This window comes from Pedobacter sp. NJ-S-72, from assembly GCF_053890575.1.
This window is the reverse complement of record NZ_CM132681.1, coordinates 5,600,962-5,620,636: the sequence shown is the minus strand read 5'-3', so window position 1 is coordinate 5,620,636 and position 19,675 is coordinate 5,600,962. Positions and strand designations below refer to the sequence as shown.

27 protein-coding genes and 2 pseudogenes are annotated in these 19,675 nt (G+C 38.2%); 11 read left to right on the top strand and 18 right to left on the bottom strand.

Annotated features, from left to right (window positions below; translation table 11 throughout):
- Nucleotides 1-148: 148 nt before the first annotated feature.
- From ACWYN3_RS36920 to ACWYN3_RS36905, 4 genes are read left to right on the top strand one after another with little or no spacing between them, the layout of a single operon-like run.
- A complete protein-coding gene (locus ACWYN3_RS36920; RefSeq protein WP_456218638.1) occupies nt 149-643 on the top strand; it encodes a pirin family protein in 495 nt (164 codons plus the stop codon).
- A gap of 56 nt (nt 644-699) precedes the next feature.
- Nucleotides 700-1,017, top strand: coding sequence for a pirin-like C-terminal cupin domain-containing protein (locus tag ACWYN3_RS36915; protein WP_456218637.1), 318 nt, complete (start codon nt 700-702; stop codon nt 1,015-1,017).
- Between the two features lie 12 nt (nt 1,018-1,029).
- The gene (locus ACWYN3_RS36910) at nt 1,030-1,182 is read left to right on the top strand and encodes a hypothetical protein (RefSeq protein WP_456218636.1); all 153 of its coding nucleotides are present in this window, start codon (nt 1,030-1,032) and stop codon (nt 1,180-1,182) included.
- Complete coding sequence (locus tag ACWYN3_RS36905) at nt 1,179-1,340, top strand: GNAT family N-acetyltransferase (protein ID WP_456218635.1); 162 nt, start codon at nt 1,179-1,181, stop codon at nt 1,338-1,340. The genes ACWYN3_RS36910 and ACWYN3_RS36905 overlap by 4 nt, the downstream gene beginning before the upstream one ends.
- A gap of 75 nt (nt 1,341-1,415) precedes the next feature.
- On the opposite strand, the gene ACWYN3_RS36900 is transcribed toward ACWYN3_RS36905, so the two are convergent.
- Entirely contained in the window at nt 1,416-1,553 is a 138-nt protein-coding gene (locus ACWYN3_RS36900; protein WP_456218634.1) for an SDR family oxidoreductase, read from the bottom strand.
- A gap of 166 nt (nt 1,554-1,719) precedes the next feature.
- Here ACWYN3_RS36900 and ACWYN3_RS36895 point away from each other — a divergent pair, with 166 nt between their 5' ends.
- Entirely contained in the window at nt 1,720-2,109 is a 390-nt protein-coding gene (locus tag ACWYN3_RS36895) for an arylamine N-acetyltransferase family protein (RefSeq protein WP_456218633.1), read from the top strand.
- Nucleotides 2,039-2,482 (top strand): arylamine N-acetyltransferase, encoded by a 444-nt coding sequence (locus ACWYN3_RS36890; protein WP_456218632.1) that lies wholly within the window; start codon nt 2,039-2,041, stop codon nt 2,480-2,482. Before ACWYN3_RS36895 ends, ACWYN3_RS36890 begins: the two co-directional genes overlap by 71 nt.
- 142 nt (nt 2,483-2,624) lie before the next feature.
- Here ACWYN3_RS36890 and ACWYN3_RS36885 read toward each other — a convergent pair whose 3' ends face one another.
- The 11 genes from ACWYN3_RS36885 to ACWYN3_RS36835 form a co-directional block, all read right to left on the bottom strand.
- Nucleotides 2,625-3,041, bottom strand: coding sequence for a hypothetical protein (locus ACWYN3_RS36885; RefSeq protein WP_456218631.1), 417 nt, complete (start codon nt 3,039-3,041; stop codon nt 2,625-2,627).
- A 72-nt stretch (nt 3,042-3,113) separates the two neighbouring features.
- The gene (locus tag ACWYN3_RS36880; protein ID WP_456218630.1) at nt 3,114-3,602 is read right to left on the bottom strand and encodes a helix-turn-helix transcriptional regulator; all 489 of its coding nucleotides are present in this window, start codon (nt 3,600-3,602) and stop codon (nt 3,114-3,116) included.
- Complete coding sequence (locus ACWYN3_RS36875; protein WP_456218629.1) at nt 3,563-3,883, bottom strand: DUF6597 domain-containing transcriptional factor; 321 nt, start codon at nt 3,881-3,883, stop codon at nt 3,563-3,565. The genes ACWYN3_RS36880 and ACWYN3_RS36875 overlap by 40 nt, the downstream gene beginning before the upstream one ends.
- A 35-nt stretch (nt 3,884-3,918) precedes the next feature.
- Nucleotides 3,919-4,533: a YiiX family permuted papain-like enzyme gene (locus ACWYN3_RS36870; RefSeq protein ID WP_456218628.1), complete on the bottom strand. Its 615-nt coding sequence runs from the start codon at nt 4,531-4,533 to the stop codon at nt 3,919-3,921.
- A 101-nt stretch (nt 4,534-4,634) separates the two neighbouring features.
- Nucleotides 4,635-4,973, bottom strand: coding sequence for a hypothetical protein (locus tag ACWYN3_RS36865; RefSeq protein ID WP_456218627.1), 339 nt, complete (start codon nt 4,971-4,973; stop codon nt 4,635-4,637).
- An 85-nt stretch (nt 4,974-5,058) separates the two neighbouring features.
- The gene (locus ACWYN3_RS36860) at nt 5,059-5,604 is read right to left on the bottom strand and encodes a DUF3472 domain-containing protein (protein ID WP_456218626.1); all 546 of its coding nucleotides are present in this window, start codon (nt 5,602-5,604) and stop codon (nt 5,059-5,061) included.
- 1 nt (nt 5,605) lies between these two features.
- A complete protein-coding gene (locus tag ACWYN3_RS36855; protein ID WP_456218625.1) occupies nt 5,606-5,803 on the bottom strand; it encodes a hypothetical protein in 198 nt (65 codons plus the stop codon).
- 93 nt (nt 5,804-5,896) lie between these two features.
- Nucleotides 5,897-6,262 (bottom strand): DUF1801 domain-containing protein, encoded by a 366-nt coding sequence (locus tag ACWYN3_RS36850; protein WP_456218624.1) that lies wholly within the window; start codon nt 6,260-6,262, stop codon nt 5,897-5,899.
- 35 nt (nt 6,263-6,297) lie between these two features.
- Entirely contained in the window at nt 6,298-6,588 is a 291-nt protein-coding gene (locus ACWYN3_RS36845; protein ID WP_456218623.1) for a GH25 family lysozyme, read from the bottom strand.
- Nucleotides 6,589-6,623: 35 nt separating this feature from the next.
- Nucleotides 6,624-7,244, bottom strand: a complete 621-nt coding sequence (locus tag ACWYN3_RS36840) for a GH25 family lysozyme (protein ID WP_456218622.1) — start codon at nt 7,242-7,244, stop codon at nt 6,624-6,626.
- Nucleotides 7,245-7,277: 33 nt separating this feature from the next.
- On the bottom strand, nt 7,278-8,651 hold the full coding sequence (locus ACWYN3_RS36835) for a dipeptidase (protein ID WP_456218621.1): 1,374 nt from the start codon (nt 8,649-8,651) through the stop codon (nt 7,278-7,280).
- Between the two features lie 313 nt (nt 8,652-8,964).
- Here ACWYN3_RS36835 and ACWYN3_RS36830 point away from each other — a divergent pair.
- The 5 genes and pseudogenes from ACWYN3_RS36830 to ACWYN3_RS36810 all read left to right on the top strand — a co-directional run bounded on the left by ACWYN3_RS36830 (nt 8,965) and on the right by ACWYN3_RS36810 (nt 15,233).
- Nucleotides 8,965-11,286 (top strand): annotated as a pseudogene (locus tag ACWYN3_RS36830) (ATP-dependent helicase).
- Nucleotides 11,287-11,373: 87 nt separating this feature from the next.
- Nucleotides 11,374-12,066 (top strand): DUF4290 domain-containing protein, encoded by a 693-nt coding sequence (locus ACWYN3_RS36825; protein ID WP_354302823.1) that lies wholly within the window; start codon nt 11,374-11,376, stop codon nt 12,064-12,066.
- 35 nt (nt 12,067-12,101) lie between these two features.
- Nucleotides 12,102-13,428 (top strand): annotated as a pseudogene (gene murA, locus ACWYN3_RS36820) (UDP-N-acetylglucosamine 1-carboxyvinyltransferase).
- A 420-nt stretch (nt 13,429-13,848) separates the two neighbouring features.
- Nucleotides 13,849-14,691, top strand: a complete 843-nt coding sequence (locus ACWYN3_RS36815) for a glycosyltransferase family 39 protein (RefSeq protein ID WP_456218620.1) — start codon at nt 13,849-13,851, stop codon at nt 14,689-14,691.
- 5 nt (nt 14,692-14,696) lie between these two features.
- Complete coding sequence (locus tag ACWYN3_RS36810) at nt 14,697-15,233, top strand: hypothetical protein (RefSeq protein WP_456218619.1); 537 nt, start codon at nt 14,697-14,699, stop codon at nt 15,231-15,233.
- A gap of 243 nt (nt 15,234-15,476) precedes the next feature.
- On the opposite strand, the gene ACWYN3_RS36805 is transcribed toward ACWYN3_RS36810, so the two are convergent.
- The 6 genes from ACWYN3_RS36805 to ACWYN3_RS36780 form a co-directional block, all read right to left on the bottom strand.
- Nucleotides 15,477-16,844 (bottom strand): pyridoxal-phosphate dependent enzyme, encoded by a 1,368-nt coding sequence (locus ACWYN3_RS36805; protein WP_456218618.1) that lies wholly within the window; start codon nt 16,842-16,844, stop codon nt 15,477-15,479.
- A 158-nt stretch (nt 16,845-17,002) separates the two neighbouring features.
- Nucleotides 17,003-17,668: a DNA-processing protein DprA gene (locus ACWYN3_RS36800; RefSeq protein ID WP_456218617.1), complete on the bottom strand. Its 666-nt coding sequence runs from the start codon at nt 17,666-17,668 to the stop codon at nt 17,003-17,005.
- The gene (locus ACWYN3_RS36795) at nt 17,665-17,925 is read right to left on the bottom strand and encodes a DNA-processing protein DprA (RefSeq protein WP_456218616.1); all 261 of its coding nucleotides are present in this window, start codon (nt 17,923-17,925) and stop codon (nt 17,665-17,667) included. Before ACWYN3_RS36795 ends, ACWYN3_RS36800 begins: the two co-directional genes overlap by 4 nt.
- Complete coding sequence (locus tag ACWYN3_RS36790; RefSeq protein WP_456218615.1) at nt 17,846-18,100, bottom strand: helix-hairpin-helix domain-containing protein; 255 nt, start codon at nt 18,098-18,100, stop codon at nt 17,846-17,848. Before ACWYN3_RS36790 ends, ACWYN3_RS36795 begins: the two co-directional genes overlap by 80 nt.
- A gap of 15 nt (nt 18,101-18,115) precedes the next feature.
- Nucleotides 18,116-18,781: a 16S rRNA (guanine(527)-N(7))-methyltransferase RsmG gene (gene rsmG, locus ACWYN3_RS36785; RefSeq protein ID WP_456223282.1), complete on the bottom strand. Its 666-nt coding sequence runs from the start codon at nt 18,779-18,781 to the stop codon at nt 18,116-18,118.
- Nucleotides 18,778-19,665 carry a glycosyltransferase gene (locus ACWYN3_RS36780; RefSeq protein ID WP_456223281.1) on the bottom strand — a complete coding sequence of 296 codons (888 nt, stop codon included), beginning with the start codon at nt 19,663-19,665 and terminating at the stop codon, nt 18,778-18,780. The genes rsmG and ACWYN3_RS36780 overlap by 4 nt, the downstream gene beginning before the upstream one ends.
- Nucleotides 19,666-19,675 lie beyond the last annotated feature (10 nt).

The window sequence follows — 19,675 nt, the reverse complement described above, 5'->3', positions numbered from 1 at the left end:
ATTCTGTTTGGGTGTGTCACTTCTTATCCTACATCAACTTATCAGGGCCTTGACTGAGGTATATTTGTATAACAAAAATCAGAACATCTTGTTGTTAAAATGTTTTAAACGAAGATGTTCTGACAGGTTAAAAAAAAGGAGAAATAAAATGAATAAGCTAATTGAAAAAATCGTGACAAAACCTGCTCAGCCAGGCATGGTGGGTGACGGATTCAGAGTATTTAATTATATACCTGGAGCGGATATTTCTAAAAGAAGGATCAGCCCGTTTTTATTAATGGATTTCAATGCAGAATACGATTTTGGTCCTTCAGATCATATCAGAGGAGTAGATGTGCATCCGCATAAAGGTTTTGAAACTGTAACCATTGCTTACAAAGGTAGCGTGGCACATAACGATAGCGCTGGTAATAGTGGTATTATTAACGCTGGTGACGTCCAATGGATGACAGCTGGTGAAGGAATCCTGCATAAAGAGTACCACGAAGAAACATTCTCTAAAACAGGAGGCCCTTTTGAAATGGTTCAGTTATGGGTAAATCTTCCTAAAAAAGATAAATCAGTTCCTGCACATTACCAGGAACTAAAGGCTGCCGGAATGGGTAAAGTAGAGTTATCAAACGGAGCAGGTACAGTAATGTAATTGCCGGAACCTTTAATGGAGTTGACGGGCCTGCTGAAACTTATACTCCGGTAAATGTGTTCGATATTAAACTGAATGAAGGTGGAGAACTGACTACTACAATTGACGACGGACACAATACAGCTTTGCTGGTAGTAAATGGTAGTATTATAGTCAATGGAGAAATAGCTACAGAACATAGTTTTGTATTATTTGAGAACAATGGAGAAGATATCCATATCAAAGCAAATCAGAAAAGTGTTATCTTGTTATTAAGTGGTGAACCTATCGATGAACCAATTGTAAGTTACGGCCCCTTTGTAATGAATACACAAGAAGAAATTCATCAGGCAATTGAGGATTTCAATGGTGGTAAATTTGGTGTTTTGAACTAATTACAGAAAGATATGAATGAAGAATATATAAGTTTACCCCTGGTTAAGAATCAGGACGCAAACCGTTTCGAGCTTAAGGTAGGTGATTACACCGCATTTATAGATTATAAAGAGAGAGAAGTAAAAAGATCTGGCTCATTCATACAGAAGCACCAGAAGAATTGAAAGGCAAAGGTGCTGCAACAGCAGTGATAGAAAAAACACTGGCCTATATGGAAGAAAACGGTTATAAACTAATTCCTTTATGTCCGCTGGTTGTAGCTTACCTTAAACGTCATACAGACTGGAACCGGATATTAGACGCTAGTATTGATCCTTTTTAATTCATAGCGGATTAAATAAAAACAATTAAGCAAAAAGCTCTTTAAAGGGGTTTTTGCTTAATTGTTTTTGTGTAGTTAATTTGTCGCTCCTCCATTAACCAATAAGTGCTGACCGGAAACAAACGAAGAAAGATCACTTGCAAAAAACTCAGCAAGATTTGCTACATCTTCAATAGACTCGTCAGGTAACCCAAGATAGTGATATCTGATCAAGCAGTTTATTGAAGACTAATGTTTTTCCCGTTTCTTTCATCTGGTAAAATCCTGAATATAAAATTACACGAATTTGTCAATTAACTTCCTATCCGCAAATACAAATATTTAAGGTTTTGCTAACTTCGGTTCTAAGGATAAAAAGACCAAATTTAATATAAGGAATATGCAAATACAGGAGTATCTTGATAGAATACATTATAAAGGAAAACCTGCTGCTGATTTAAAATCACTCACAGGACTAATGAAAGCTCATTTACTGAACGTTCCTTTTGAAAACCTGGACATTCATCAAAAGGTATGGATAGTACTTGATGAAGAAAAGATATATACAAAGATAGTACTTCATCAAAGAGGTGGCTTCTGTTATGAATTAAACGGTAACTTCCAGCAGCTTCTTGTACAGATAGGTTTTGATGTACAAATTATAAGTGCTAAAGTATATCATTCTGACACCAAAAACATACTCCCCGTCAACAAGCCATATGGCTTTACTGGTCAGACTCGAAGGAGATACTTACTTAGTGGATGTCGGTTTTGGAGATTTCATCTCTGAACCTGTCAAAGTTCTCGAAGAAAGCTATCATACTGAGGCTTGCGGTCAGTTCAAACTGACAAAAAATGACGAATATTATTACCTCGTTGAAAAATATGATGAAACACTGGCAGTGTACATCCCCTGCTACATCTTCACGCTTACTCCTCTTTTATTAAAAGACTTCACACATAGTTGTTATTTCCAGCAGTTATCACCTGATTCCAATTTCACGAAAAACATGGTTTGTTCTTTACTAACTGAAACCGGCAGAAAAACAATTACCCAGGCAAAGTTTATTGTGACCTCGAACGGAGTTAAAACAGAAGAGCCAATAGCCGGTGAGACAGCTTTCAATAGACTACTCCAAAAGGAATTTGACATTATACTTTAGGGCCGGAAAAAATCCAGCCCTAATAGAACGCACGATAAATTAGTACAATTATTTTTTAAGATGCATCTCAAAGTTCTGAACCCAGCTTTGTCCATTATCAGTAGAAATTTCTCCCTTTTCGGTCCATTCACTAGCCGTGTAATTAATGGTAAAACGAGTGTAGTCCGCCCCTTCCGGGAAGGCTCCATACTAAACTGCCGGGTTTTACTTCAGGTGTAATATCGGCTACATAACCAAATGCTGTAGCCGTCCATCGATAATTCTGTTTTGCATTATCGTAAGTAAAAATGGTGAAAGCACTATGGATAGATTTACCAGTTTTCTGGTCTTTACCATTCCCGGCAATTGTTAATAAACCTCCATCCATTTGAGTGGTTACAACCTCTGTTTGGTTGAATGGATGTTTTACACCGTCCTGCATCATCATCCATCCTTCGCCAGTCCAGGTTCCAGCAAGCAAATTAGCATCTTTCATTTTTTCCTTTTGCACAGCCACGGGGTTTTGAGCAGCAACATTCAAAGCGAATAACAGACAAGGAATAATAAGGTATTTCTTCATTTTTTAAGAGATTTATTTGATACCGTAAAACTAATTAATACCCGATGATCAGAGGTGTAAAAAACCGACTTTCTAAATCAGTTGATTTTCAATAAGCTTTAAATGCTGCTGAAACTTACTCAATGGATAACCTGAGATATTACGAAAGGATTTATAGAAATGGGCAGGATCTGCGTATCCCCTATCTGTTATCATTTCGGCCTTGCTCCTTTGCGCAACGCACAAATCAACAATAGCTTTTCGCAACCGTCTGAGCTGTGAAAATTGTTTCATAGTGATACCCGTTGCTTTGAGGAATTTTCTTTCCAGATGACGAGGACTGATACATACCTGGCTGGCTACTTCCTTTGCCGTAATACCACCCGCATAATCAATAATCAGCTGTATACTTTTCGCCACATGCAGATCAACAGCAAAAACAATCTGCTGTTTCATCCTAAGCAAAGCGTTATCAGGGATGGATATATCTTCAAATCCGAAGGAGATACGATTTAATAAATCCTGTTGCCATGCTGAGACTTCTATAGCGGGTATAAAAATACTCTGGTCTTTGCAAGACAAAAGATCAGCAGGATACAGCCATTCAGAGCACCCCCTTTGATCCGGATACCAAAGAATACAGTGCCAGGTTGTATCGTAATTTCTCTAACTACAGTAGAAGGACCTGCAAACAGCATAAAACGCCTTTCAGCAGAACTGACAAAAAGCAGGTTACAGCAACCTTCAGGTGGAAAAACATGGAGTAAAGGAGTTGTCAGATCAGCACCAACTGTAAATTTCCAGTAGCACTCTATCCGATCCCTTAATTCAGGAACAGGGAGAAATTCTTTATAAGCGATCATCTATTTCCAGGATAAGAAATTAACAGCAAAAATTTTTAGTTCAAACTAACAGTTCTGAGTAATTTACTATTGAAAATTGAAGCCGGAGAAATGACAGTTTCATTCAATGGAATCTGAGTCCCATATCTTGATTTCATCTTTTTCCGGACGATATCATTCGTTAAATCAAAATCACGTAGTTTTTCCAGTTTACCTATCTGAAGCCCTGTCGCCTGTTGATATATTTTCCATATCAATTCAGAACAATAAATCTTATCATCCGACCATTCAAAGGTAAGATCATAATCTTTGCCACTGAAAAACTGACCGGACTGTTTCATCTTCATCAACGTTGCCGGATTAAGAACCTGATCAGTATGTTTAAGTCTTTTAATCACAAATCCCTTGTCTTTCCCTCTTGCTATCCACTGTGCCAACGGTGTACACTTAACCTTACTGACAGCCTCCAGCACATAATATCCCCCTTTATCTTTAAAAATGATACCACAATGAGAGTACCTGGATTTTGTAGCCAGCTGAATGGCTTTACTCTGTGCTGATAACGAGGTTTGAAAAATCAGATCACCTTCTTTGATAGCATCAAATTTTGTTTGAGCATGAAGCCCGGCGGATAGAACCAAACCAATGATCAGGAATATAACTCTTTTCATAAACACATATTCTGATAGCAAATAAGATACAGCGGCACCAGCAAAAACCAGTGCCGCTGCAATACTATAGAATATTTACAGTAACTGGTATAGATACACCATTAAAAATATCGGTAAATCGTTACCCTAGCGGTATTTTGACCACTCCCTAAAGCAATATTAATGATAGCCTTTCTTTTCTCTGGCAGTATCTCATTAATCGTTTGTACTACTGAACCGGATGCATTCAGTATTTCTACTTTCGAAGAAAACTGAGGGCTTAGATTAGCCGTTACTTTCCAGTCTACAGTGACAGCGCCTGCACTGTATTTAGCTGTAACCCCGTAAACTGAACCGACCGTTAATACAGGCTGATCGCCCTGATTAGTCTGTACGGGTAAAGCTAATGTTCTGCCAGTCCCAAATGCTGCTGATGGTTTTACACTCCCGCCATGCTCCATAAAATAAGCATCTTCTACTGCATCGTATCCGGCGTTGAAACTTCTGTCATAAATTCCATTTCTGCCAGCATCATTCGCATTTGCACTAAAAGATCTGCTGCTGTGTTTTTTGCCATTGATTACTGGTGTTCAGGTTCCAGCAATCTTTAAAAAATGCTTTCCTTTCATAACGTCCGTCATCAGCAGCATTGGTTCCATCCCAATTTTCAAGAAAAGCATCATTTCCTGATCCAAGAAATGTTGTTCTTTCCGGAATAGCAAGCGTCGAAGTATGAAACCAGTTACCAGTGGACAGGTTCTGGATAAAAGTACCAATGAAAAGCTCTCCGTTTAACTTCCATGACCGGATAGCTATATTATACCAGATATCTTTCACCCATTTGTATGGATTGATAGTTTTATAACCGTCGCCTTCCCCGCCAAAACGGCTTGAAACAGTTCCTGCACCTGTATAGGCAACTCTCGAATAGATCTTCCCGGCAGTATTAGGATCCCACAATGAAGCAATTAAGATATTTGGAGTGCCAAAAGATTTATCCGGTGTTTGCTGAAGGCCATTATATCCCCCCGAAAAATTGTTCACAGAGAAATACTCCTTATTAGCAGTTTTAGTGATCTTAATTTTCTGCATTTTAAGGATTGCATCCGAAGGGAAAGAGAAAAACAAAATGTTGAGAAGGCGCTGCATTTTCTCCTGTGACAGCAGTTACAGCTGTTTGATCTGCGGATTTGCCAGATGGAGAAACTGCTGATTTTGAACAGCCTGCAAAGAGCAGAAACGCATAGAAAGAAAGACTAAGCGGAAGAATTGTTTTAGATAAAGTTTTCATAAGTACAGGTTTAGATTTATAATCTATAATTTAGAAAAACGAGGAGATATATCGTGATAATAAGACTGCGCAAACGTTTGATTTACAACAAGATTAAATTTTCACCACTCCATTCTTGTAAAGATCAATAGCCTGTTTCAAAATTACATTTATTGTTTGTATGGGCAGATCGTCCGCAGCATTGAACAGCATGATTTTCATTCTTGATCTTTTTTCAATGATCAAATCCGGATGAGCTAATCTTTTACCTTCAACTATACCTATATAAGGATGATGTAGCTTTTTGTGTACCCATAAATAACAAAACATCTTTCCCTTATAACAAAAGAATGGCATTCCATATTTCAAGGCCACAGAAATGTCCTTGTCTTGTTTCAGGATAATTTCCCGCAGGGCAAGCAGGCAGCTACGCACTGGTTCTTCTTTTTTCAGATAAAAGTTATCAAGTTCTGCGGACATATTTAAAGATGCTATTTTTTATGATAAACCGGCCCCTATTGAATCAGCATTTGCTGAAAAGCCAAACTATCTCCTCTAAAAGCATTAAAATCCACTACATGATTAATCCCGGTAATCCTGGCCTTATCTGAATGCTGCCAGAAAGACCATTTTGTATTTACTCCGGCTTTTAATTCTGGTTTATAATAATGTGCGATCCATAAAGGATAACCATCAAAATGTCCTTTCAGGTAATCCTTATAAAACACCAGTCCCGAATAAATAATAGGTTTCACCTTAGTTTTCTTCTCTACATGCTGGATAAAATCTTTCAGTTCCATCCGCATTTTCTCTGGCGATACTCCGCTAAGTTGTTCAATATCTATAACCGGAGGTAAATCTCTCCTGCCTCAAACTTAACCGTTTGCAGGAAAAACCGTGCCTGCCATAAACCTGATTTTTTAGGGATAAAATAATGATAAGCTCCACAAATGATCCCCGCTTTAGGCGCTTCTCTCCAATTACGCTGAAAATAAGGATCAACACTGGACACACCTTCTGTAGCTTTGATAAAGGCAAATTTAATACTTACATCATCCTCTTTCATTGCTTTCACCTTATTCCAGTCAATCTTTCCCTGGTAATAAGAAACATCTATTCCATGAATACTATAACGTTTAGGAATCTGAATATCATAACTTTTATAAGTACGATAATTTGGGTCTTCTCCTATATCCAGTATCCACCTGGTCGTGGAGCTGAAAAGCTTAAGGACATATCCGTAATATAATGGAGAAAATAAAATGAGCAACAATCCTGCAATGACAAATTTCCATTGTAAGGAAAGACCTTTTTTCTTCTTTGCAACAGGTTTCCTGCGTTTTGGAGCTGTTTTCGGAGTCGCTTTGGGTACAAGAGGCTGATCAAAAATAAGCTTTCCCTGATTGGCAGGTGTTTTCTTTATAGGTGGAGGCACGGGGTAAAAATACAAAAGGGCAGCCATTTAGCCACCCTTTGTTTATAGATTTATCTAAAATTATTTACTTAGCTCCGCAAAATACTTGTGGAATAGAGGCAAAGTTTCAATTCCTTTATAGTAATTAAAGATGTCATATTTCTCATTTGGTGAGTGTAAAGCATCACTATCAAGGCCAAAACCTAATAATACAGATTTAATACCCAACACATCTTCAAACAAAGCAACGATAGGAATACTTCCTCCGCCTCTTGTAGGAATTGGTTTTTTACCAAAGCTGGTTACAATTGCTTTTTCAGCAGCACGGTAAGCAACGCTATCTGTAGGCGTAACTACTGGCTCACCACCATGATGTGCGGTTACTTTTACCTTAACAAACTCAGGAGCTATACTTTCAAAGTGTTTCTGGAAGATAGCAGATATTTCATCATCAGAACTCTGATGAGGCACCAAACGCATAGAAATTTTAGCGTTTGCTTTTGAAGGCAATACTGTTTTAGCACCTTCGCCGATATAACCACCCCAGATACCATTTACTTCTAATGTAGGTCTTGTTCCGGTACGTTCTAAAGTAGAATATCCTTTTTCACCCCATTCAGCGTTGATATCAAGATCTTTTTTATAGTCATTCAGATCAAAAGGAGCTGAATTTAATGCAGTTTTTTCATCTTCAGTCAATTCTACAACTTTATCATAGAAAGCAGGAATGGTAATGTGATTGTTCTCATCATGTAAAGAAGCAATCATTTTACACAGGATAGTAATCGGATTTGCTACTGCACCACCGTAAACACCTGAGTGAAGATCTCTGTTTGGACCTGTAACTTCTACTTCCATATACGCTAATCCGCGTAATCCGGTTTCGATAGAAGGGTTTTCCATACTGATCATTGAAGTATCTGAAATCAGCACAACATCAGCTTTTAAACGCTCAGTATTAGCATTAACAAAGATTCCAAGGTTACTTGAACCCACTTCTTCTTCACCTTCGATCATAAATTTCACATTACACGCAAGTGTATTGGTTTTCATCATCAGTTCGAAAGCCTTTACATGCATATAAAACTGTCCTTTATCATCACAAGCACCACGTGCGTAGATCTTTCCATCCCGTACAGTAGGCTCAAAAGGAGGCGTATGCCACAATTCTAATGGATCTGCTGGCTGTACGTCATAGTGACCATAAATTAAAACAGTAGGCAGTGTTGCATCAATAATTTTCTCACCATATATAATAGGGTAACCTGCAGTCTCACAAATCTCTACTTTATCGGCACCTGCTTCTTCCAGCTTCTGCGCAACAAAAGCAGCAGTTTTAAGTACATCACCTTTATATTTTGGATCTGCACTTACTGAAGGAAAGCGTAATAATTCAAACAGTTCGTCTAAAAAACGCTGTTTGTTGTCTTCTACATATTTTTTGATCTCTTGCATAACAAATGATTTTAGGCAAATATAGAATAATTGAAATTCTATTTCTTAATAGTTGTCTTAATAAAGGATGGCCTCACATCCTTGTCAGATCCGAACGAAATATGTACGGATCTGACAAAAAAAAACAATAAATAAATAGATGAACCCGACATGATTAAAGTAATTATTAAACCCGCAGGGCAATAATTATTTTAATCATCAAAGGCTCCATCTAACAAAAAAAAAAAAAATAAATAAATAGATGAACTGATTGAAATAAGAAGTATAGTTTTGTTATTTTTGTACCTTTTCATAAGCAAAATCTTATTTCAATTTGGATTATTTAGCAGGATTAAACCCTCAGCAACGTGCAGCAGTAGAGAATACTAAAGGACCAGCAATGATTGTCGCTGGTGCCGGATCAGGTAAAACAAGGGTGATTACATACAGGGTCGCACATCTTATTGAAAAAGGTGTGGACGCATTTAATATTTTGGTTTTAACCTTTACCAACAAAGCAAAGCATCGAAAGATATGCGTGAGCGTATTTCTAAAGTTGTTGGTACAGAAGCAAAAAACCTATGGATGGGAACATTTCACTCGGTATTTGCCAAAATATTACGCGTAGAAGCAGAAAAAATCGGTTATCCTTCCAATTTCACCATTTACGATACTGATGACAGCAAAAGTCTGATCAGATCTATTCTGCGCGAAATGCAGCTGGATGACAAATTATATAATGCAAACTTCGTTTATAACCGGATTTCTTCTGCAAAGAACAACCTGGTTAGCCATGTAGAATATATGAAGAGTGCAGAGATTCAGGCTGAGGATATTAGTAATAAACGTCCTTTGATTGGCTCAATCTATGAAACTTATACTAAACGCTGTTTCAAAGCAGGTGCAATGGATTTTGACGATTTGCTCTTCAAAACTAACGTATTGTTAAAGGATCATCCGGATGTATTAAATAAATACCAGCAGAAATTTAAATACCTGATGGTAGATGAGTACCAGGATACTACTAACTTTTCCCAATATACAATTGTAAAAAAACTGGCCGCAGCTTATCAGAATATCTGTGTGGTAGGTGATGATGCACAGAGTATTTACGGGTTCCGTGGTGCAAATATTCAGAATATCTTAAATTTCGAAAAGGATTATCCTGATTTAAAAGTCTATAAACTAGAGCAGAATTACCGCTCTACACAAAATATTGTTGATGTCGCAAACAGTATTATTGCCAACAACAAAAATCAGCTGGAGAAAAATGTATTTTCCGAAAATGAGTCTGGTGATAAAATAAAAGTATCAAGAGCTTTTACGGATAACGAAGAGGGTAAAATAGTTGCCGAATCTATCGTACAGGACAGAACTTCTAAAGGTTTAAATTATAGCGACTTCGCTATTCTTTACCGTACCAATGCCCAGTCAAGGGCAATGGAGGAAGGTTTGAGAAAACTAAACGTTCCTTATAAGATCTTTGGCGGACTTTCTTTTTACCAGCGTAAAGAGATCAAAGATTTAATAATCGCTTATTTCCGTCTTACTTTCAATCCGAGTGACGAAGAAGCTATCAAAAGAGTAATTAACTATCCAAAAAGAGGATTAGGTGATACTACCGTTGATAAAATCATTGTAGCCGCTGATCAGCATAATATCACCATGTGGCAGGTAGTCTGTGAACCGCAAACTTATATTGCAGGCCGGATTGCCAATCAGCTGAATGATTTCTCGATGCTGATTCAGAGCTTCCAGGCTGAAGCAAAGAAACTGGATGCTTACGAAACGGCTTTATACATTGCACAGCATTCTGGTATCTTAAAAGAACTGCATACAGACGACAGTGTCGAAGGCCGCAGCAGATATGAAAACATTCAGGAATTGCTGAATGGTATTAAAGAATTTGCTGAACGTGAAGATATCGAAGATCGTAGTCTTGCAATTTTCATGCAGGATATTGCGTTGTTAACTAATGATGACAGACAAGACGACAAAGAAAAAGATACTGTTTCAATGATGACGATCCACTCTGCAAAAGGACTGGAGTTTAAAAATGTTTTTGTGGTTGGACTGGAAGAAAACCTGTTCCCTTCACAAATGTCACTAAATTCACGAACTGATCTGGAAGAAGAGCGCCGTTTATTTTATGTAGCAATTACTCGCGCCGAGAAAAAACTGACACTCACCTATGCAACTTCACGTTACCGTTGGGGAACCCTGACTAATTGTGAGCCAAGCCGTTTTATTAGTGAAATCAGTGCCAGGTTCCTTGACCTTGAAGTTATAAAAACACCTAAAACAACTTCTTCGTCTGATAGTTTTGATGGAGAACGCAGGTCATGGTCGCAGCAAAGAGATTCTTTCAGCAAACCAAAACCAGCATCCTCATCTTCAACAACTCAGACAGTACCACCACGACCGACCGAAAACCAGTACCATGCTGCCAACTGCGCACATACCTACACCTGGTTTTACCCCTGATGCAGCAAGCGCTTTTCAGAACGGTATGGAAGTGGAACATGAGAAGTTTGGATTCGGTAAAATCATCAATCTTGAAGGTACTTTACCGGACGTAAAAGCGACGGTATTTTTCCAGGGATTAGGAAACAAGCAATTGTTATTAAAATTTGCTAAATTGCGGATTGTAAAATAAGGTTTATCTTTAAAATCAAATTACAGAAAAACAGGCGCAGGAGCCTTTATAATCCTTCTTCAGCGAATACCACAAGAAATAAATAGAATGAATTTCGATTACAATACCACAAGAAACGAGTTAATTCTTGCAGAATACGGACGTAATGTACAGAACATGGTGAAGTACATTTGCGAACTGCCGGACCTGGAAGAACGCAATAAATATGCTCAGGCAGTGATAGATCTGATGGGTTTTTTAAACCCTCATCTAAGGGATGTTGCCGATTTCAAGCATAAATTATGGGACCATTTACACATTATCTCCGGTTACAAAATCGACGTAGATAGTCCTTATCCTAAACCAACTCCAGAAATGGCATTGGTTAAACCTTCGCATATCGGTTATCCACAGCAAAGGATCAAATACAAGCACTATGGTAAAACTGTTGAGGTGATGATCGAAAGAGCTATCGCAGTAGAAGAACCAGAACGCAGAGCAGCATTGGTACAAGGCATTGCTAACTTTATGAAAATGGCTTATGTGACATGGAATAAAGATAGTGTGGCTGATGAAACTATCCTGAAAAACCTGAGTGAGCTATCAGGTGGATTACTACAGCTGGAAGAGAATATCAACCTGAACAAGGTAGAATTCAGACCTCCGGTTAACAGAGCATCTACCAATACCAACCGCGGACGCAATAACAACAACAATAATAATAAGGGAAGGCAAAACAATAATAACAACAATAATAATCGTCCTCGCAGCAGCAATCCCAATCCAAAACAAAGACACTAAAACGAGCAGATTTAAATAATATAGGTTAATAGCACATGAACGCATTTGAAATTATAGGTGGGAAGAAGTTAAAAGGTGAAATCCATCCGCAGGGAGCTAAAATGAGGCTCTGCAAATTATATCTGCCGTATTACTAACAGAAGAGAAAATCACTGTAAGCAATATCCCTGATATCAAAGATGTAAATAAACTGATTGAACTTCTGGGTGATCTGGGCGTTGAAGTAAACCGTTTATCAAAAGACACTTACACATTTGAAGCAAAAAACATTAATCTTGAATTCTTCAAATCAGCTACTTTTAAATCTAAAGGTGGAAGTTTAAGAGGTTCAATCATGATTGTCGGGCCACTTCTTGCACGTTTCGGTCAGGCTGCTATCCCTAAACCAGGTGGTGATAAAATAGGACGCAGAAGATTGGACACACACTTTCTTGGCTTTGAAAAATTAGGTGCCAAGTTTGTTTATGACGCTAAAGAATCTTTCTTTAATGTAGATGCAACTAACCTTAAAGGTGCTTATATCTTATTAGATGAAGCTTCTGTAACGGGTACAGCGAACATTGTAATGGCAGCAGTACTTGCAAAAGGAATTACAACAACAATATACAATGCTGCATGTGAACCTTATTTACAGCAGTTATGTAAAATGCTTAACCGCATGGGTGCCAAAATATCCGGAATAGGATCAAACCTGCTGACTATCGAAGGGGTGACTAAACTAGGTGGTACTGAACATAGAATGTTACCTGATATGATTGAAATTGGTTCTTTTATCGGCCTTGCTGCTATGACTGAATCAGAAATTACAATCAAGAATGTGTGTTACGAAGAATTAGGTGTAATTCCTGATGTATTCAGAAAATTAGGTATCAATTTTGAACGCAGAGGTGATGATATTTACATCCCTTCTCAAAAACATTATATCATTGATACTTTCATTGATGGATCTATCCTGACTATTGCAGATTCACCTTGGCCAGGCTTCACTCCTGACTTGTTGAGTATTGTATTAGTTATTGCTACCCAGGCTAAGGGTTCGATCTTAATTCACCAGAAAATGTTCGAAAGCCGTTTATTCTTCGTGGATAAATTGATTGAGATGGTGCTCAGATCATTTTATGTGATCCACACAGGGCTACCGTTAACGGAATCAACAAACAATATAAATTAAGAGGTATTAGTATGACTTCTCCTGATATCAGGGCTGGAGTTTCATTGTTAATCGCAGCTTTATCAGCAGAAGGAACTTCTACTATATACAATATCGAACAGATTGAGCGTGGTTACCAGGACATCGATACACGTTTGCGCGCACTGGGTGCACAAATTAAACGTGTTGACGCCAATTCGCCATCACACTAATTCATTTAACACATGATATCGAAAAGCCAGGATTTAGATCCTGGCTTTTTTTTTCCCGGAATTCCCCGTTAATGCAACTGATCTTGCTAAATACCAGGTTATCCTTTTCTTAGACGACCATCCACCCAAAGCTCAGGAAGCCGCTTTTAAACAGTATATGGATTACACAGCTAATGCAGGCAAGTCTTCTACATTTGGCAGTGAAACTCAGAACAAGTTCATCATTGACGGGCTGTTATGGTCTGGACGAGCAAAATAAATTATTAATAGCATAACCCTGTTAAATTTAAGCATCCCATAAAGAGAACAAAAACACCTGTCTGAGCAATTAGACAGGTGTTTTTGTTCCAGGCAAATCTCATTGCTTTTTGTAACTTAACAACTGCTTAATCATCTAATTATCAACAAAAATCAAACACTATGCTCTCCAGCTCTAAGTCCCAGAAAACCAACCTCCTTATTTTTCTATTCGCAGCTGTCAGTCTTATCTTACATCTGATTGGATTAAACAACTATGGTATTCATCGGGATGAATTTCTTCATATTGCACTCGGTAACCATTTAAATTTTGGTTATGCAGAAGTACCTCCATTTATAGCTCTTGTGGCTCGATTTTCGGTTGATGTTTTAGGTGACAGCGCTTTTGCTATACGTTTGATCCCCGCTATCTTTGGAGCACTAACAGTATTAACTGCAGGATTTATTGTTAAAGAAATCGGAGGAAAATGTTTTGCAGTAACACTCTGCTGTATGGCAATTATTTTGTCTGCAGGCTTTTTAGCAACTGGCTATTTATTGCAACCAGTAGTATTCGATCAGTTCTGGTGGACAATCTCTTACTTTCTGCTAATTAAATATATCAAAACACAACAACCCAAATACCTGCTCTTTCTGGGCCCCGTTATTGGCCTTGGCTTACTCACCAAATACGCTATTGTATTTATTATCATAGCCATCATTGCCGGCCTTTTATTAAGCAGGGAACGTAAAATCTTGTTCAAAAAGCAAGTTTATATGGCAGCAATCTTTGCCTTTCTGATTTTTCTTCCAAACTTCGTCTGGCAATATCTGCACCACTGGCCCGTTCTTACGCATATGAAAGAGCTTACAGATACACAGCTCACCCATAATACAACAGGTGGCTTTATCAAAGCACAGCTTATTTCAAATGGAACCGGTTTTCTAATCTGGCTGCCAGGTTTATTTCTGATATTTTTCCATAAAAACTTCAAACAGTTGAATGGGTTGGTTTCAGCTATCTGATACTCATGGGGCTGCTAATCTATTTTAAAGGGAAACCCTATTATGCATTTGGCGTATATCCCGTACTATTTGCTTTAAGTGCTTATGGGATTGAATCTATAACCCTCCGCATCAATACAGCTTTGAAATATACAATTGTATGTCTGGTGATGCTTCCCAATCTTTTACTCCTGCCTTTAGCAATTCCGATTTTACCAATTGACATTGCTGTTCAATACTTCAGTGCCGTTCATCTGGATAATCTTTTTTATTGGGAAGATGGAAAAAAACATGCGACTTCACAGGACTATGCAGATATGATTGGCTGGGAGGAAATGACTGCAATAACAGCTAAGGCCTATGCCAAGATCCCACATAACCAACGTGTGGCTACCACAATTTTTGCAGAAAATTATGGAGAAGCCGGCGCAATAGATCATTTGGGTAAAAAATATAATCTCCCAGGAGTGGTCTCTTTGAGCAGCAGTTTTACTCTACTCTATGGGCACCTGAACGTATTCCATATCAATATATCATCTACATTGATGATAAGGGACAGGTAGAAAAAACGAAACCAGCTTACACTAAAGCCGAACTGATCGGTATGGTAAGCAATAAATTATCCAGAGAATATGGTACAAAAATATGGTTGCTGACTGGAGCGAAAATTGATGTCAATCCGGGTTATCAATCAGCATTGAAAGCAAAAAGACAATAATCATCCTTAAAAAAAACAGCTTACCAGGATAATCCGGTAAGCTGTTTTTTTTATAAAAATTTATGCTATTTAATCCTTAAAGCTAATACTAAGCCGAGATCGCATTGATAATATCATACTGAGTAATGATTTCGAAATTACCATTTTCATCTTCAACCAGTACTGCACTGTTTTCTTTATTAATCAATGCAGAGATCTTATCAATTGAAGTATTCATATCTACGAATGGGAAAGTAGCAGACATAATCTCTTTTACCGGTGCTGATTTAAGTGATGGGTTTTCTAATAAAGCTTTCAGGATATCTCCCTCAGCTAATTTACCAACCACCATCCCCTGCTGTGTAACCGGGATCTGAGAGATATTCAGCATATTCATTGTATTGATAGCCTCTACGATAGTTTTTTCACAATCAATAGTTACAATCTCAGACTGCTCTTTCTTAGCCAGAATAGATTTAGCTGTTAATTTCTCATCCGTAAGGAAACCACGCTCTCTTAACCAGTCCTCGTTATACATTTTTCCCATATAACGGCTTCCATGATCGTGGAAGATTACCACAACTACATCTTCTGGTTTAAGTTTATCTTTCAACTGTAACAGTCCTGCAATTGCAGAACCAGCAGAGTTACCTACAAATATCCCCTCTTTACGGGCAATATCACGGGTCATCAATGCTGCGTCTTTATCAGTTACCTTTTCAAAAAGATCAATGATATCAAAGTTGACGTTTTTAGGAAGAAAATCTTCGCCGATACCTTCTGTGATATAAGGATAGATCTCATTTTTATCCAGGACCAGGACACCTGTCTCTTTGTATTTTTTGAAAACTGACCCATAAGTATCAATTCCCCATACTTTAATATCAGGGTTCTGTTCTTTTAAATATCTTCCTGTACCGGATATAGTTCCGCCAGTTCCAACACCTACTACAAGGTGAGTGATCTTACCCTCAGTCTGTGCCCAGATTTCTGGCCCAGTCTGCTCATAATGAGCTTCTGAATTTGCAAGGTTATCATATTGATTAGGTTTCCATGAATTCGGAACTTCACGCTCTAAACGAGAAGAAACTGAGTAATATGAACGAGGATCTTCAGGTTCTACATTAGTAGGACATACGATTACTTCTGCACCGAAAGCACGTAAAGCATCAACTTTTTCCTTTGATTGTTTATCTGTTGTAGTAAAAATACATTTATATCCTTTGATAATGGCAGCCATAGCCAGGCCCATGCCTGTATTACCCGAAGTACCTTCAATGATGGTTCCTCCTGGTTTAAGCTTACCACTTTTTTCTGCGTCTTCTATCATCTTTAAAGCCATACGGTCTTTAATAGAGTTCCCTGGATTGGTGGTCTCCACCTTTGCCAGTACAGTCGCCTGAATTTCTTTCGTAACGTTATTCAATCGCACCAATGGTGTATTGCCAATAGTTTCTAATATATTATTATACCACATGTTACAAAAGTACGACTTGATTCCTAGAATTTTATTTCTATTATATATTCGTAATTAAATTTCGAATATATAAATTTAATAAAATTATATTCCGAATACACAAAGACAACTTAGCCTTCACATCTATATTATATGGCAAAACAAGAGTCACATAGTCCCTAAATCAACTGATATATCTTTCCCGGAAGTGAAATCAGGACGCCTTTCATCTCCAGACTGAGCAAATGTAAGGCAAGTTTACTCTGTTGAATACCAGCTTTTACTCCTAACTCATCAATACCTAAAGGAGCCTGTTTCAACAGTTTAGCCAATGTCATTTCTATACCAGAAAGACCTGCAGGAACAGCCTTCTCTACTAAATGGCCTGGTAGCTCAACGGGTTCCCACCCCATATAATAGACCAGATCCTTCGCCTGGCTAATCATTCCCGCACGATTAGTCTTGATCAGAAAGTTACAACCCTGACTGTATTCATCAGTCGTTCGGCCAGGAAAAGCAAAGACATCTCTGTGATAAGAATCAGCAATCCCGGCTGTGATTAATGCTCCTCCTTTTATAGCAGCTTCTACAACAACCACAACATCAGCCAAACCGGCTATAACCCGGTTCCGCTTAGGGAAGTTTGCTTTTTCGGGAATGGTATTCAATGGAAATTCAGTAAGCAGACCGCCATTTTTAAGCATAGCATCAGCCGTTTGGCGATGAGCAGCGGGATATATACGGTCAAGTCCGTGACCTAATACGCCCACAGTAGGGATGTGATGCAACAAACTTTGCCGATGAGCAGTTACATCAACTCCATAAGCAAGACCACTAATAATCAATACAATACATCATAATCCTTTAGTAAAGCGACAAGCTGCTGACAGAGCATCTGACCGTAAGGACTGGCCATTCTGGAGCCTACAATACTGACTATCCTTGGATGGTTCAGATTGGCAGTTCCTTTATAATATAACAAAACAGGAGCATCATTACAGTCCTTTAAACGCTGAGGATAGTCATCTTCGGTATAAAAAAAGAACTTTAACCTGATGTTTATCCAGAAATTCCAACTGCTCAGCAGCAAGCGTAAGGGCATTAGTCCGGAGAATTTCGCCAGCTTTGAAACTACCAAGTCCGTCAACCTGCATTAACTGGGCTTCGCTTGCAGCAAAGACAGCTTCAGGAGTTCCGAAATGGGCCAGCAAATATTTAGCCGTTACTGACCCAACATTCTTAATGAGGGTCAGGGCGATTTGATAGATTAAACTCATGGGCTAAATTAATACTTAGCCCATCCATACTGGTAATTTATTTAAACATTGTTTACATCGGGATGTAAACAACAAAAATTTAGTCTCGAAAAAATCCTCTTCAAAATATTCCGATAAAGGATATAATTCTGCTTTTAATCTTGATTCTTTAATCTCTTCAGCTAATTCCCCACCTTTTAAATACAAAATACCATTGGCTATTGCATTTTTTGAGTCCTTATTGAATTTATCTTTAATCCACGGATAGAAATCTATCAGACGCGTTACCGCACGTGAAACAACGAAATCGTACTTATCGCTCACTTGCTCTGCTCTTAAATGAGAGGCTTTCACATTCTTTAATCCAAGTGCCGCAGCAACCTCAGTCACTACTTTAATCTTTTTACCGATAGAATCCACCAGGTGAAATTCTGTTTCAGGAAATAAAATAGCTAAAGGAATACCAGGAAAACCACCTCCAGTACCTACATCAAGGACTTTCTCCCCTGGTTTGAATGTACAGAATTTAGCAATTCCAAGAGAATGCAGGATATGGCGTTCATATAGTTCTTCGATATCTTTCCTGGAGATCACGTTGATCTGCGCATTCCAGAAACTATATAAATCAAACAACTGATCAAAATGACGGATCTGATCTTCACTGAGATCTTTAAAATACTTTTGTATGAGGGCTGAGCTTATTTCCACTTTACTTTTTTAACAAATATAGACAGAATGCCGTTAAACACTAAGAAAATGAAAAGCAGAATATCCAAAACAGGAAACCACCATCTCAAATCGGGGTAATTTAAGCGTTTAAGCAAACGGGGATAGATAAAACTTCTGATGATCAGACTCAGTGCAAAAACACCGGCAGCCAGATAATTAGCAGGTTTAAAAAACATTAATGCGATAAACAGGGCATAAAACAAAAATTGAAATATGATCTGCAGGGATAAAATAAATTTATGTTTGGCCTTGTAAAATTTACCGGCACCAAAATGTCTTTTCTTTTGTCTCAGGTAGCCTGAGAAACTTGTATTCGGCTCAGACCATACGTGTGTACTCCGGTTTAAACGAATCTCTGTATTATGACGGGTAGCATGTGCATTCACAAATAAATCATCATCCCCTGATGGGATATGCATATGTGCTGCGAACCCTTTATTCTTAAAAAACAGGGACTTTTTATACGCCATATTCCGTCCGACACCCATGTAAGGCATTCCTTTAAGCGCAAAAGCAAGATAATTGACCGCGGTAAAAAAGGTTTCAAAACGGATCAGGCTGTTCAGCAAACCACGTTTACGGATATATGGTGAATAACCCAATATGATTGCAGTATCGTCATCATCCGGCTGCTGCATGCCAGACAACCAGTTCTCTGAAGCAGGTACGCAATCTGCATCGGTAAATACCAGCCATTCGTGCGCTGCGGCCTTAATTCCCATCGTCACTGCGAATTTTTTACCCGCAATAAACTTTTCGCCTTCTGCAACGGTAACCACTTTAAGATGTTTATACTGAGCAACAAAGCCTTTTAAAACATCTTTAGTCTGATCCCATGAGCGGTCATTTACTACAATAACTTCGAAG